Here is a 14,094-nt window from a genome sequence, read left to right as displayed (position 1 = left end):
TCGGGCATGTCAGCTTCGTCGGGTGTAACAGGCGGCCCGCCCGTCCCATTCCCGGCGCCCCCACCGCCCCGCCCCCGCCGCCTCACCCGGCGGGGCGCTCCCCCGGCCGGTCCGTGACCGCCCTCGCCAGGACGGCGCTGCCGCCGAGGACCGTGCCGGCCGGGCCCGCCGCCGACGGAGCCGTCAGGACCGTGCGCTGCCCGAGGAAGGCCGAGGTCTTCCGGTCGAAGATCCACTGGAGCTGCTCGCCGTGGGCGGTGCGGGCCACGGCGACGCCCTCGCGGCCCGCCGCGTCCCGCGCGCTCGGCAGCACGGTGGTGCCCGGGATCCGGGCGGCGGCCCCGTACAGCGCGGCCGTCACCTTCGGCGGCGCCCACGTCTCGGCGAGCAGGGTGCCGATGGCCGCGAAGGCCCGCTGGTCCGGGTCGGCGCCCGCCGAGTCGGTCCGGGTCTGCGCGTAGACCAGGCTCAGCAGGGCCGCCGGGTCCGTCGGCAGCGAGGCGACGAAGGTGTGCGTCGGGTCGGTGACCGAGGCGGCCGGGCCGCCGTCGGGCGCCCTGCGGGGCGTCGCACCCCGGTGGTCGAGCGTATAGACGGGCCCCCGGGCGCCGAGTGGGCTGTCGGGCGCGCCCTGTTCGCGCAGCAGTCCCTCGCGGCTGCCGTCGGCGGAGAGCCAGACCTGCCGCCGGTGCGCCGGGGGCAGCGTGGCGGGCCCGCCGTCGGCACCGCGGGCCGCGTAGGAGACCAGGCTCTCGATGTACACGAACTGCTCGGGGCGCGCCTTCGCCATCGGACCGGCCGCCGCGGCGAGCGCCGCCCGCGTCAGGACCTGGCCCGAACCGGAGGCGGCGGCCCCCGTGTACGGGGCGGGGGCGGGCGGTACGGGCGACTCCCCGGCCACCACGACCAGGGCGACGGCGGTCACGGCGGCGGTGCAGGCCAGCGCGGGAAACGCGAAGCGCGGGACCCGGCGGCGGGCGCGGGGGGCCTCGGTCGCGTTCAGGATCCGGTGCTTCAGCGCCTGCCGGCGCGGCGGGGTCAGCTCCGGCACCTCGGGGGGCGGCAGCAGCGCGGTGAGCTCGGCGCGGAGGGCTTCGTCGGAGGGCGTGTTCACAGCGAGTTCTCCGAATCGGGACGGCGCACGCCGACGGCGGCGCGGAGGGGGACGGGGGTGCGGTTGGGGGTGGGGACGGGGGTGGGGGGCGCGGACGCGGACGCGGCAGGTGGGAGCAGTGGCGTGGTGCTGTGGGCGACGGGAGCCGGGCCCGGATGCGCGCCCGCCCTCCCCGACGGACCGCGCCGGGCCTTCCGTACCGCCTTCAGCTCCGCGTCCGCCAGCGCCCGGAGGCGGTCGCGGGCGCGGGAGAGGCGGGAGCGGACGGTGCCGACCGGGATGCCGAGGGCCTCGCCCGCCGCCGCGTAGTCGAGCCCGGCCCACACCACCAGGGCGAAGACCTCGCGGTCGCAGCGGCGCAGGCGGGTCAGGGCCGCGCGGGCGGCGGCCAGCTGCTCCGTGTCGTACAGGCGCGTGACGACCTCGTCCGCGAAGTCCGGGAGCACGCCCCGGTCGGCCAGCCGGGCCAGGGCGGTGTCGCGGCGGCGGGCCTCGCGGGCGGTGCCGCGCAGGATGTTGGTCGCGATGCCGAGCAGCCAGGGGCGCAGCCCGTCGCCCTCGGGCCGCAACTTCTCGCGGCAGCGCCAAGCCTCCAGGAAGGTGGCGGAGACGACGTCCTCCGCCGCCGCCTGGTCGCCGCAGACGCGCAGCGCGTACCGGTACAGGACCTGCGCGTGCTCGTCGTACGCCTCCCCGAGCGCCTCGGTGTCCCCGGCTCGGAAACGATTCCTCATAGGTGATTCCACATGAAGCACTGGCCGCCGGTTCGCGCGGGTTCCGGTGACCTGCGCCACATTCGCCGCAGCCGCCTCATCCCTCTCATGGACCACACACCCGCCCCACTGGCCTCATGTGGCGCAGGTCACGGGAACGGGACCGCCCGTCCGTCCAGTACTGATCATGAACAACATCGTCAAGAAGCGCCCGACCCGCCGGACCCTGCTGCGCGGGCTCACCCTCGCCGCCGCCGGCACCTGCCTGCCCGCCGTCGCCGCCGGGGCCGCCGCACCGGCCGCCGCCGCGGGCGCCGCCCCCGCCGAGACGTACACGCTGACGCTCACCCACCTCGGGCGCACCGGCGAGCCGACCACCGACTACGTGACCAATGTCGCGGGCGTCTCCGGTGCCGCCGCCGGGTTCCAGGAGCGGCTGCGCGAGCAGACGGCCGGGACCGTCACCCTCCGCGTGCCCAAGGGGCGTTATCTGCTGGACTCCTCGATCAGCGTGTTCGAGCCGCGGATCGAGACGGACTGGATCGTGCGGCCGAGGCTGGACGTCGACGGCGACACGACCGTCGTCTTCGATCCCCGTACGGCGCTGCCGATGGACGTGCGCCCGCCGGAGGCCGGGGCCGAGATGCGGCTGAGCGGGGTGCTCGTCGAGGTCGCCCACGAGGGCGGCACCGCGTACGCGCACCTCATCAACAACACGCCGACCCTGCGGATGGCGCACCAGGGCCCGGCGGCCGAACCCGGCTCGGTGCGGCAGTGGGTGGACGCGTACTGGAAGGGCGAGAAGCAGTGGTACGCCCTGGGCTACGCCTTCACCTCCGACCGGGCGCTGACCGGCCTGGTGCGCCACCCGAAGGCAGCCGAACTGGGCACGCTCACGGTCCGCGCGCCCGCGCCGGAGACCGGGCCGGGGTACGGCTTCCTCTCGCTCGAACCGTCCGGTCCGACCGTCGCCACGCTGCCCGATCCGCTCCAGGTCCCGGGGAGCACCACGTTCCTGGCGTCGCCCGAGCGCGGGTCCTGGAACGTCGGCTACAGCACCCCCCGGGTGACGGACGAGTCCACGCCGACCGTCTACGAGGCGCCCGAGGTCCGGGTGCGGGCCGGTGCCACCACGCACGTCACCTTCGACATGCCGGTCTTCGGCCCCGCCCTCGACCCGAGGCCCGGCGCGCGGCCGGCGGGCCTGCGCACCGGGAACACCCTCGGCCTCGACCTGTCCCTGCTCGCCGACGGCGAGGGGCACCTGTCGCGGGATCCGCTCTTCGAGGGCGCGAGCACCACCCTGCACCGCGACGGAGCGCTGGTCGGCACCGTGCGCGGCACGCCGGGGAAGGCCGAGTTCACCGTGCCGTCCCCGCGCGCCGACTACCGGCTCACCACGACCGCCGCCCGCCCCGGCGGCCGGGTCACGGCCGCCTGGACCTTCTCCTCGGCGGCGACGGCGGCCCCCACCGGACTCCCGCTCAGCGTCGTCCGGTTCACGCCCGAGCTGCGGCCGGACGGGACGGCGGCTCCGTACACGACGTCGCTGGTGCCGGTGACCGTGACGGGCGCGGCCGCCACGGCGGGCGTCCGGAGCCTCGCCGTGTCGGTCTCCACCGACGCCGGGACCACCTGGAACCGGGCGCCGATGACGGGGGGCAAGGTCTGCGTGCGGACACAGGGACCGGGCCGGGCGGTCTCGCTGCGCGCCGAACTCACGGACACCGCGGGCAACACGCTCGTCCAGACGCAGATCGGCGCGTACCGGGTGACCGCGGGCTGATGCGTACGGCTGGCCCGTACGCATCAGATGTACGGATCGGCCGTACGGATCAGCCGGCCGTACCGCCGCCCGCGGAGTCGGCCTCGGGAACGTCCAGGACGTCGAGCCGCATCCCCGCGAGCCGTTCGGGTTCCGCGACGACCTCGATCGCGGTGATCAGGCCGTCCGTCACCGCGAAGGTGAGCACCAGGGCCAGGCGGCCCAGGGGCGCCATCGCCAGGCCGGCCGTGCCGTCGACGAGCGCGACACCCGTGAAGCGGGCGCGGCCCATCGCCGCCATCGCGCCCTGCGCGACGGTCCGGCCGCCCCGGATGACGAGGGGTTCGGGTGTCGGGACGACCATGCGGTCGGCGTGCAGCACGACGTCCGGGTGGAGCAGGGAGACCAGCGCGGCGAAGTCGCCGCCGCGGGTCGCGGCGAGGAACGCGTCGACGACCGTCCGCCGCCTGGCCAGGTCGGCCGCTCCCGCCGGGGCGGGGGCGGCGCCGCCCTTGACCCTGCGCCGGGCGCGGCTGGCGAGCTGCCGGGCGGCGGCCGTGTTGCGCTCCAGGAGCGGGGCGATGTCCTCGAAGGGCACGGCGAACATGTCGTGCAGGACGAAGGCGAGGCGTTCGGCCGGGGCGAGGGTGTCGAGCACGACGAGGAGGGCGACGCCGACGGAGTCGGCCATCAGCGCCTCCTCCTCCGGGTCGCCGCCCGCGCGGCCGGACCCGTCGGGCCGGTCGGCCCCGGGCTCGCGGAGCAGGTCGTCGAGGGCGTCCTCGCGGCGCCGGTCGCGGGACCTCAGCAGGTTGAGGCAGACGCGGGAGACCACGGTCGTGAGCCAGCCGCCGAGGTTGTCGACCCCCTGGATCCCGGCGGCGTCCGCGCGCAGCCACGCCTCCTGGAGGGCGTCGTCGGCCTCGGCGAGCGAGCCGAGCATCCGGTAGGCCACCGCCCGCAGATGCCCCCGGTCCGCGTCGAACCGCCGGGCGAGCAGCTCGCTCTGGCCCCCGCCCTCCGCACGCCCTATGTGGTCGGTGTGCTCGGTGTGGTCTGTGTGCTCCATGGTCGTCCCCCGTTCGACGCGCCGTCCCGTCGGCCGTTCATGATCACGGCCGATCGGCACGACGCATCATGGCAGCAGGGGAGTTCACCCGGCCGGGACGGGGGTCCCCTGGTGGTAGTACATGCGCCAGCCCGCGTCGCCCGCCCCCTTCCGCCAGATCGAACTGCGGCGCGCCCGGCGGCCGTCGATGAGCGTCTCGTACGTCACGTGCACGAGGTCCGGCGCGAGCAGCACCCCGCGGAGCTCCGAGGGCTCGAACCGCGAGCCGTCCGGCAGGCCGCCTTCGAGCTCGGGGAGTTCGGCGAGCATCTCCTCGTACGTCCAGCGCCGCCCGGAGGCGCCGACCTCGACGAACTCGGGGTCGAAGAGGCGGCGGGCCTCGTCGCGGGTGCGGCGGACGGCGGGGTCGAGCAGGGCGAGTTCACCGGCGAGCGCGGCGGCGACGGCCTCGGCCGCGGACTCGGCGTCCGCCCCGGTACCGGCCGCGGTACCGGCCGCTGACCCGGCCTCGCTCCCGTACCCGTCGGGCTTCTCGTTCTGCGTCTGCTTCTGCGTCTGCTTCTCGTCGTGCATGCCCGCATCGTCTCCTGGCCGGGGGCCGCGTTCCAGGGAATTTCGTACCGATGGGTAGGCGGGCGGGCGGTCTTGTTATACCTTCCGTCTCACAGCTTGCTAGACACGCTGTCTAATAAGGCGGCGTACTCCCCGAGGTCACCAAGGAGCCGCAACCATGGCGAGCAGCACCGTCCGGCCGGCGGACCAGGCCGCGCCCCCCGAGCCCCCGGCCGAGCGCGAGGCGGCCCGGCGGCTGCTCGACTCCTCCGCCAAGCTCTCCTACGACCCGGCCGTCGAGGTGGACTGGGACACCCCGCTCGACGAGGGCCACCACGGCATGAGCCCCGAGTGGAGCACCCTCTACGGCACCCGCTACTGGCAGGAGCTGACCGAGGCCCAGCGCCGCGAGCTCACCCGGCAGGAGTCCGCGTCCGTGGCCAGCACGGGCATCTGGTTCGAGATGATCCTCCAGCAGCTCATCCTGCGTGACATGTACGCCAAGGACCCGACCGACCCGCGCTTCCAGTGGGCCCTGACCGAGATCGCCGACGAGTGCCGGCACTCGATCATGTTCGGGCGCGGCGCGGCCAAGCTCGGCGCCCCGGCCTACCGCCCGGGCCGCCTCGTCCTCGAACTCGGGCGCGTCTTCAAGACGCTCGCCGTCGGCGAGGCCGCGTACGCCTCGATCCTCGTCGCCGAGGAGGTGCTCGACGTCATGCAGCGCGACTGGATGCGCGACGAGCGGGTCACCCCCTTCGTCCGCACGATCAACAACATCCATGTCGTGGAGGAGTCGCGGCACATGAAGTTCGCCCGCGAGGAGACCCGCGCCCGGCTGCGGCGGGCCGGGCCGCTGCGCCGCCACACCCAGGCGCTGGTCGTCGCCCTCGCCTCGTACTTCATCGTCACCAGCATGGTGAACCGCTCGGTGTACGCGAACGCCGGCCTCGACACGGACCGGGCGCTCGCCGAGGCGCGGGCCAACGAGCACCACAAGTCCCTGATGCGGTCGAGCTGCGCGGGCCTGATGGAGTTCCTGGCCTCCTGCCGCCTCCTCACCCGCCCCGCCGTCGCCTTCTACCGGCGCGCCCACCTCATCTGACCTGCCCGAGCGACGAGCGGACGACCGACGACGCCATGACGTACGCCATCACCCAGACCTGCTGCAACGACGCCACCTGCATCGCCGTCTGCCCGGTCAACTGCATCCACCCGACCCCGGACGAGCCGGACTTCGGGCGCACCGAGATGCTCTACATCGACCCCCGGTCCTGCATCGACTGCGGCGCCTGCGCCGACGCCTGCCCGGTCGACGCGATCTTCCCCGCCGACGCCCTCGCCCCCGGGCAGGAGGGGTACGCGGCCGTGAACGCGGGCTACTACGAGCGGCGCGGGCCGGAGCCCGAGGCCCCCGCCGGGCCGACCTTCCGCTCCTGGGGGCAGCCCTCGTTCGCGCGGAGCCTGCCCGCCGACTTCGCGCCCGTCCGGGTCGCCGTCGTCGGCACCGGGCCCGCCGGGATGTACGCGGCGGAGGACCTGCTCCTGCACACCAACGCCGAGGTGACGCTGGTCGACCGGCTGCCGGTGGCCGGCGGACTCGTCCGCTACGGCGTCGCCCCCGACCATCCCGCGACCAAGCGGATCGGCGACTCCTTCGCCCGCTTCCACACCCACCCCCGGGTCCGCATGTACCTCGGCGTCACCGTCGGTACGGACGTGTCGGCGGATGAGCTGGCCGCCCACCACGACGCCGTCGTCTACGCGGTGGGCGCGGCGGCCGACCGGCGGCTCGGCATCCCGGGCGAGGACCTGCCGGGCAGCCTCTCGGCGACCGCGTTCGTCGCCTGGTACAACGCGCACCCCGAGGTCGCGCCCGACGCCGTGGACCTGTCGGGCACCGAGCGGGTCGTCGTGGTCGGCACCGGGAACGTCGCCCTCGACGTGGCCCGCGTCCTCGTGACCGACCCCGAGGCCCTCGCCGCCACCGACATCGCCGACCACGCGCTCGCCGCCCTGCGCGCCTCCGCCGTCCGGGAGGTGGTGCTGCTGGGGCGGCGCGGCCCCGAGGACGCCTCCTGCACCGCCTCCGAACTCCTCGCCCTCGGCGGGCTGCCCGGGGTGCGGCTCGTCGTGGACACCCACGACGAGCGGACCTGGGCCGCCGTCGAGGCCGCCGCACCCCACGAGAAGGCGGCGCTGCTGCGCGGGGCGGAGCGCGAGCGGGTGGACTGGTCCGCCCCGCCCCCGCCCGGACCGGAGCGGCGGATCGTCTTCCGCTTCCACTCCGCGCCCGAGGAGATCGTGCCCGGCGCGGTACGGGTGACGGGCACCGACCCGGCCGTGCCCACCGACATCCCGGCGGGCACGGTGCTGCGGGCCGTCGGCTACCGGGGGACGCCCCTGGCGGGGCTGCCCTTCGACGAGGCGACCGGCACCGTGCCGCACGAGCACGGGCGGGTGGCGGGGCGCCCCGGCACGTACGTCGTCGGCTGGATCAAGCGCGGGCCCTCGGGTGGCATCGGCGCCAACCGGACCTGCGCGGCGGAGACCGTGGGCACGCTCCTCGCCGACGCCGTCGACGGGACGCTCCCGCCGCCCTCCGGGGGCGCCCGCGCCTTCGACCGGCTGGTGCGCGGCCGGGCGGGGACGGTCGTGGACGCCCGCGGTCTCGCCGCCATCGAACGCGCCGAGCTCGCGCGCGGGGACGCGGCCGGACGCCCCCGGGTCAAGCTGGGGACCGTCCCCGAACTGGTCGCGGCGGCCCGCGGCCGACGCCGGTTGCGCGGCTGACACGCGCGGGCCTCCCCCGCCGTCGGCCGTCCCCGGACCGGCTCTCGTCATCGGCCGTCCCCGGACCGGCTCTCGTCATCGGCCGGTCCCGCGCCCGGCTCCCTGCTCCCGGCTCCCGTCACGCGTGCGGCGTGGCGGGAGCCGACCGGAGCGGGAGACCCTGTCCGCGCCCGCCCCGCCGGTTCCTGAACCGGGCCGCGAGGCCGTGCCGGGGCGCGCACAGCCAGACGGCGGCGAACAGGGCCGTGAGCACCACCACGACCGAGCCGCCGGCCGCCAGGTCGTACGCGTAACTCACGTACAGCCCGGCCAGGCTGCCCAGGCAGCCGAACACGGAGGCCAGCAGGGTCATCGCCCACAGCCGCTCGGTCAGCAGCCGGGCGGTGGCCGCCGGGGTGATGAGCAGGGCGAGGACCAGGATGTTGCCGACGGCCTCCAGCGACATCACGATCGTGGCCGTCACCACCACGTACAGCGTGAGGTCGAGCGGCAGCACGGGGAGCCCGGCGGCGCGGGCCGTCTCGCGGTCCAGGGTCACCGCCGTCAGCTCCTTGCGCAGCGCCAGCAGGACGGCGACGAGGACCGCGCCGATGACGGCGACCCGCAGGATGTCGCCGCCGTCGACGGCCAGCACCTGCCCGAAGAGGAACGAGGACAGGTCGGTCGTCCAGCTGTCCCGGGTGGAGACGAGCACGATGCCGAGACCGAAGGCGAAGGCGAAGAAGACCCCGATGACGGTGTCCTCCTTCAGCCGCCGGTTCTGTGAGACGAAGGCGATCAGGACGGCCGTGGCGAGCCCGGCCGCCGCCCCGCCGAGGAGCAGGTTGCCCTCGAAGGCGTAGGCCAGGGCCACGCCGGGGAACGCGGAGTGCGCGACGGCGTCGCCGATGAACGCCATGCCGCGCAGCACGACGTACACGCCCACCACGCCGCAGACCAGGCCGACGATCGCGGCGACCGCGAACGCGCGCCGCATGAACGGCAGGTGCCAGGGTTCGGCGAGCAGGGCCAGCAGCTCGGTCATGCCGCCGCCCCCGGTCGCTCCAGGCCGAAGGCGCGCAGCATCCGCTCGGAGTCGTCGAGCAGCGCGGGGCCGCCCTCCGCGACGACCGTACGGTTGAGGAGGACGATCCGCGAGCAGCTGCGGGCCGCCGCCGCGAGGTCGTGCGTGGTCATCAGCAGCCCGCACCCCTCGGCGGCGAGCCGCCCGAAGAGCTCGCCCAGGAGCTCCTGGGTCGGCACGTCCACGCCGGTGAACGGCTCGTCGAGCAGCAGCAGCCGGGGCTCGGCCGCGAGGGCCCGCGCCACCAGGACGCGCTGGCGCTGGCCGCCGGAGAGCTCGCCGATCGGGCGGCGGCGCAGCTCCGTGAGACCCGCCCGCTCCAGCGCCCGCGCCGCGGCGGCCCGGTCGCGGGCGCCGGGCCGCCGGAGCCAGCCGACGGCTCGGGTGCGCCCGCTGAGGACGGCCCCGGCGACGTCGATGGGGAAGTCCCAGGCGAACTCGTGCCGTTGGGGCACGTAGCCGACCGGCCCCGCCGCCGCCACGGAGCCGCCGCTGACGGCGGTGAGGCCGAGCACGGCCCGCAGCAGGGTCGTCTTGCCCGCCCCGTTGGGCCCGAGCAGCCCGACGAACTCGCCGGGCCGGACGCTCAGCGAGGCGTCCGCCACGGCCGGGCGGCCACCGAGGACGACGGAGACGGCGGAGACGCGGAGGAGGGGCGGCGGCGGGGCCGCCGGGTCGGCGGGGAGGGCGGCCGGGGAAGGTAGGGCGGGCGTCGGGTCGATGGTGGCGGGCGGGTCGGTGGAGGCAGGCGTCAGGTCGGTGGACGCGGGCGTCGGGTGCTTCGTCATGCCGACCGCCTCCGTGCCGTCCGTACGGCCGCCGCGCCCGCCGCCGCCATCGCCAGGGCCGCCCCGCCGAGGAGCGCGGCGGAGCCCGTGCCGGTCGCGGCCAGGGAGCCCCGGGACAGCGGCGCCCCTTCGGGTGTACGGCCCTCCGGGCGCGCGTCCGGGGTGCCGTCCCCCGGTGCGGGCGGGGCTCCCGGGGTGGCGGTGGTGCCGGGTCCGCCGGGCGCGGGCCCGCCGTCCCCCACCTCGAAGGTCAGGGTCTCGGTGTCGCTCACCCGGGTGCCGTCCGCGCCGGTCGCGGTCATCGCCACGGTCAGCCGGTAGGTGCCCTCGGCGCCGAAGGCCCAGCCGCCGTGCGCGTGCGAGTTCGGCGGGACCCGGAAGGCGTCCGGCACCCCGTCGGCGCTGTTGAAGCGGACCGTCGCGCCCGACAGGCCGTCGTAGTTGTACAGCGCGAACCGTCCCGGCCCCGCCGCCTTCACCAGCCGGAACTCCACGTCGCCGCGCGTGGCCCCGGCGGGCAGGTTGTCCGTGGACCAGCCCGGCCACAGCAGCCCCGGCCGCTGGATCTGGTCGAGCAGCCAGACCGGGTCGCCGGCCCGCCCGAGGAAGGCGAAGTGCGCGGCGGCGGGGATCTGCCGCCTGGCCGCCGCCCCGACCCGGAGCACGACCGAGGAGGGCTCGCGCCAGACGGTCCGCCCCGGGACGGTGCCGTCCTTGATCTGGATGCCGAACCGGCCGTCCACGAGCCGGGCGGCGATGTCCACGTGCCCGTCGTCGAGCACCCGGCGCCCCGTCTCGGCCGGTGCCTCCGACCGGCCCGCGGCCACCGGCTCTGCGGACGCGACCGCGCGGGCGGCCCGCCGGGGGGCGGGGGCGTCGCTGGTCGCGACGGGCACGGGAGCGGGCACGGGCGCAGCCTCGGGACCGGCTCCTGGCCCCGGCCCCAGCTCCCCGCCCTCGACGCCGTCGGCGCCACCGACGCGCACCGTGTGGCGGACTTCCGCCGAGGCGCCCGCCGGGATCCGCGCGGTGAGCGTCAGCCGGTACGTACCGGGGGTGTCGAAGACCCAGCGGTCCTCGCCCCGCCGCCCGGCCGGCAACTCGGCGCCGTCGGGCAGCCCGTCGCCGCTGTCGAAGCGTACGAGGGCGTCCGCTCCCCCGGCGCCGGGCTCCAGGACCCGGACCGTGCCCGGTCCTTCGGCGGCGGTGAGCTCCCAGTGGACGGGCTCGCCGCCCGCGCCGGCCCGGGTGGTGTCCCAGGCTGCTGGTGTCTCCCAGCGCGTGACGCCGTCGGCGCCGGTGACCCGGTGCCCGTCGCCGAGCTCCAGGACCCGGTCGGGGCCGAGGTCCAGCGCGTACCCGGTCGTGGTCGCGGTCAGCGTGACCGGTGCCAGGACGGGCGGTGCGGTCGTCTCCGCCGCCGCGTGGGCCGGAATGGTCGCCCCCGTGCCCGCGAGGGCGAGGGCGCCCGCCGCGGCGAGGGCGGTCCTGGTGCGGTGGCCGAGCCTCATCGGGCTGCTCCCTTCGGGCCCAGGCAGCGGGCCAGTTCGTTCGCGTTGTGGCGCATCATCGCGACGTAGTCGCGGACCTCGTCGTCGAAGGAGTCGCCGTAGACGGTGCAGATGCCGACGCCCTCGTCCTCGGCGACCCGGCGCAGGACGTCGGCGCGGGCGGCGAGGTTGGGTTCGAGGAAGACGGCGGGGACGCGCTGTTCCCGGATGGTGTCGCGGAGCCGCGCGACCTCGGCGGCGCTCGGCTCCCGGCTGGGCACGGGCACGACGAACCCGGCCACCTCCAGGCCGTAGGCGTGCGCGAGGTAGCCGAAGGCGTCGTGCGTGGTGACCAGCCGGCGGCGCTCGGCGGGGATGCCCGCGAGGGTGCGGGCCACCTCCTCGTCGAGCCGCCCGAGGCGGGCCAGATACGCGGCGGCGTTGCGCTCGTAGACGGCGCGCCCGGCCGGGTCGGCGCGGACGAGTTCGGCCTCGATCCGGCGCACGTACGCCTCGGCGTTGCCGACGTCCTGCCAGGTGTGCGGGTCCAGGTCGCCGTGGACGTGCTTGCCGACGACGGCCTGCGGCAGCCGCCACAGCGGCGCCCCCGGCGCGCCGAGGAAGCGGTACGGGCCCTCGCGCGGCACGGTCTCGCGCGCCCGGTCGGGGACGGACAGGACGACGGATTCGGGCGGGTGGTGGGCGCGCCGCCCGGTCGCCGGGTCGTCGGAGCGCACCCGGACGGTGCGGCCGCGCGCGTCGAGGGCGATGTCGGCGTGCCCGCCGTCGAGCAGGGTCCGGCCCTGCGCGGCGCGCGCCGCCGCCGCGCCGACGGCGAAGGTGACGGTGCCGCCGCCGATCGGGGCGCCGGTGCCGTCGAGCGCCTCGGTGCGGCCCTCGACGGTGAGCCGGTACGTACCGGGGGCGCTGAACGCCCAGTTGACGTGGGTGTGCGCCTCGGGCGGCAGGACGAAGGAGTCGGCGGCGTCGAAGCCGTCCGCCGAGTCGACGGTCACGGTCGGGGTGCCGAGCGTGTCGGTGAGGTAGACGCGCAGCTCGCCGGGGCCTTCGAGACCGGTGACGGTGGTGCGGACCTGGCTGCCGTCGCCCGCGACCTCGCCCTCCACGGCCCAGCCGAGCCAGAGGACGTCGAGCCCGAGGTCCTCCTTCAGTTCGATGACGGCGCCGCCGTACGGTTCGAGCCTGTCGCCGAGGGCGATCTTCGGGGTGCCGGCGGGGGCGTTGGTGTGGATCGTCTTCAGGATGCCGGGCTCCTCCAGGAGCAGCCCGTTGCTGAAGACGAGGTCCGAGCGGGCCACCCGGGCGGCGTCGCCGGGGCTCGGCTCGTACGAGTGGGGGTCGCCGTGCGGCGGGACGACGGAGGCGACGTCGACGCGGTCGCCGCCGACGTTGCGGACCAGGTCCGCGATGATCGCCGTGGTCGTGGACACGGTCGGTCCCGGCGCGCCGGAGCGGCCGGCCGACGGCGCGGCACAGCCGCTGCCGCCGAGCAGCAGCGCCCCGGCGAGCCCGGCGGCGACGACGGTGGTGGAGGCCGTACGTGTGGGGCGCGGGCGGCGGTTCATCGGGCACCCTTCTTCCGGCGTACGAGGACGACGAGGGCCCCGCCCGCGAGCAGCGCGGCTCCCGCGATCCCGGCGGGCAGCGCGAGGCCCGCGCCGGTGGCGGCCAGCCGTCCGGGACCGGGACCGGGACCGGCCTGGGACGGTGTACGGGTGGGCTGGGGCGAGGGGCCGGGGCCGCTGCCGGACGCGGAGGGGGACGGGGTCCCCGTAGGCACCCCGGTCGGGTCCGGGTCCGGGTCCTGCGTCGGGCTCGGGGTCGTCGTCCGCGTCGGCGTGGGACTCCCCGTCGATGTAGATGTCGGCATCGGCGTCGGGGACGGGGACGGGCCGCCGCCCGGCTCCGTGGGCCGAGGCGACTCCCCCGGGCCACCGCCATCACCGTCGCCCGCCCCCTCCCCCGGCACCACCGTCGAGGCGTCGAGGTCGCCGACGGCCACGGCGAGGGTCTCGCGGTCGGAGACCTTCGCGCCGGAGGGCAGGGTGGCGGTCATCTCCAGGGTGACGCGGTAGACGCCCTCGGTGTCGAGGATCCACAGCGGGTGGGAGTGGCTGTAGGGGCGCAGCGCGACGCGGCCGGGGTCAGGCTTCGCGCCGTCGACGAGGATGCCGACGCGGACGCCGAGTTCGGGGTCGTCGGCCCACTGGCCGAGGACGAGGCGGCCGGGTCCGACGATCCTCGGGAAGCTCACCTCGACCGTTCCCGCGACGGCGGCGGGCAGGATCTCCATGGTGCTCCAGCCGGGCCACAGCAGCCCGTCCACCGAGGCGAAGTCCTTGTCCACCCAGAGCCGTCGGCCCGGTTCGCCGAGGCCCTCGAACTGGGGGACCTCCTCGCGGGGCGGGACGACGAGGGCGTGCCGGGGGTCGAAGTGGAGGACGACGTCGGAGGGTTGGCGCCAGACGGTGCGGCCGGGCACCGTGCCGTCCTTGATCATGAAGTCGAGCCGGCCGTCGCGGAGCCGGGCGGCGAGGTCGAGGTGGCCGCCGCTGAGGACGGTCCGCTGTCCGGCGGGCGCCTCGGTCGTGGGCGGGTCGGCGGCGAGCGCGGGCGGCGGGGCGGCGAGCGGGAGGAGGACCGCGGCGGCGACGGCGGCGGTGAGGGCGGGGCGTGACACGAGTGGGGCCCGCATGGCGGGGCGGCTCCTTCGGCGGGGCGGGCGG

12 protein-coding genes are annotated in these 14,094 nt (G+C 76.4%); 3 read left to right on the top strand and 9 right to left on the bottom strand.

Features of this window, described 5'->3' with window-relative positions; translation table 11 throughout:
- Positions 1-82: 82 nt before the first annotated feature.
- Both AB0C99_RS19870 and AB0C99_RS19865 read right to left on the bottom strand, forming a co-directional pair.
- Positions 83-1,114 (bottom strand): CU044_5270 family protein, encoded by a 1,032-nt coding sequence (locus tag AB0C99_RS19870; RefSeq protein WP_362476564.1) that lies wholly within the window; start codon positions 1,112-1,114, stop codon positions 83-85.
- On the bottom strand, positions 1,111-1,848 hold the full coding sequence (locus AB0C99_RS19865) for a sigma-70 family RNA polymerase sigma factor (protein WP_362476562.1): 738 nt from the start codon (positions 1,846-1,848) through the stop codon (positions 1,111-1,113). The genes AB0C99_RS19870 and AB0C99_RS19865 overlap by 4 nt, the downstream gene beginning before the upstream one ends.
- Positions 1,849-2,014: 166 nt before the next feature.
- Between AB0C99_RS19865 and AB0C99_RS19860 the strand changes: the two genes are divergently transcribed.
- Entirely contained in the window at positions 2,015-3,613 is a 1,599-nt protein-coding gene (locus tag AB0C99_RS19860; protein WP_362476560.1) for a serine protease, read from the top strand.
- A 49-nt stretch (positions 3,614-3,662) separates the two neighbouring features.
- On the opposite strand, the gene AB0C99_RS19855 is transcribed toward AB0C99_RS19860, so the two are convergent.
- Positions 3,663-4,661 carry a sigma-70 family RNA polymerase sigma factor gene (locus AB0C99_RS19855; protein WP_362476558.1) on the bottom strand — a complete coding sequence of 333 codons (999 nt, stop codon included), beginning with the start codon at positions 4,659-4,661 and terminating at the stop codon, positions 3,663-3,665.
- Between the two features lie 84 nt (positions 4,662-4,745).
- On the bottom strand, positions 4,746-5,075 hold the full coding sequence (locus AB0C99_RS19850; RefSeq protein WP_362476663.1) for a DUF4440 domain-containing protein: 330 nt from the start codon (positions 5,073-5,075) through the stop codon (positions 4,746-4,748).
- Positions 5,076-5,391: 316 nt separating this feature from the next.
- On the opposite strand from AB0C99_RS19850, the gene AB0C99_RS19845 reads away from it, so the two are divergent.
- Both AB0C99_RS19845 and AB0C99_RS19840 read left to right on the top strand, forming a co-directional pair.
- Positions 5,392-6,318 (top strand): diiron oxygenase, encoded by a 927-nt coding sequence (locus AB0C99_RS19845; RefSeq protein ID WP_362476557.1) that lies wholly within the window; start codon positions 5,392-5,394, stop codon positions 6,316-6,318.
- Positions 6,319-6,353: 35 nt separating this feature from the next.
- The gene (locus tag AB0C99_RS19840; protein WP_362476555.1) at positions 6,354-8,006 is read left to right on the top strand and encodes an FAD-dependent oxidoreductase; all 1,653 of its coding nucleotides are present in this window, start codon (positions 6,354-6,356) and stop codon (positions 8,004-8,006) included.
- A 118-nt stretch (positions 8,007-8,124) separates the two neighbouring features.
- Here AB0C99_RS19840 and AB0C99_RS19835 read toward each other — a convergent pair whose 3' ends face one another.
- From AB0C99_RS19835 to AB0C99_RS19815, 5 genes are read right to left on the bottom strand one after another with little or no spacing between them, the layout of a single operon-like run.
- Positions 8,125-9,030 (bottom strand): anchored repeat-type ABC transporter permease subunit, encoded by a 906-nt coding sequence (locus AB0C99_RS19835; RefSeq protein ID WP_362476553.1) that lies wholly within the window; start codon positions 9,028-9,030, stop codon positions 8,125-8,127.
- Positions 9,027-9,857: an anchored repeat-type ABC transporter ATP-binding subunit gene (locus AB0C99_RS19830; RefSeq protein WP_362476551.1), complete on the bottom strand. Its 831-nt coding sequence runs from the start codon at positions 9,855-9,857 to the stop codon at positions 9,027-9,029. The genes AB0C99_RS19835 and AB0C99_RS19830 overlap by 4 nt, the downstream gene beginning before the upstream one ends.
- The gene (locus tag AB0C99_RS19825) at positions 9,854-11,368 is read right to left on the bottom strand and encodes a choice-of-anchor M domain-containing protein (protein WP_362476549.1); all 1,515 of its coding nucleotides are present in this window, start codon (positions 11,366-11,368) and stop codon (positions 9,854-9,856) included. The genes AB0C99_RS19830 and AB0C99_RS19825 overlap by 4 nt, the downstream gene beginning before the upstream one ends.
- On the bottom strand, positions 11,365-12,933 hold the full coding sequence (locus AB0C99_RS19820; RefSeq protein WP_362476547.1) for an anchored repeat ABC transporter, substrate-binding protein: 1,569 nt from the start codon (positions 12,931-12,933) through the stop codon (positions 11,365-11,367). Before AB0C99_RS19820 ends, AB0C99_RS19825 begins: the two co-directional genes overlap by 4 nt.
- Complete coding sequence (locus tag AB0C99_RS19815) at positions 12,930-14,063, bottom strand: choice-of-anchor M domain-containing protein (RefSeq protein ID WP_362476546.1); 1,134 nt, start codon at positions 14,061-14,063, stop codon at positions 12,930-12,932. Before AB0C99_RS19815 ends, AB0C99_RS19820 begins: the two co-directional genes overlap by 4 nt.
- Positions 14,064-14,094 lie beyond the last annotated feature (31 nt).

It is taken from the genome of Streptomyces sp. NPDC048659, from assembly GCF_040650575.1.
Classification (GTDB): domain Bacteria; phylum Actinomycetota; class Actinomycetes; order Streptomycetales; family Streptomycetaceae; genus Streptomyces.
Note: the sequence above shows the minus strand (reverse complement) of the source record. Positions and strands in the feature narration are given on the sequence as shown.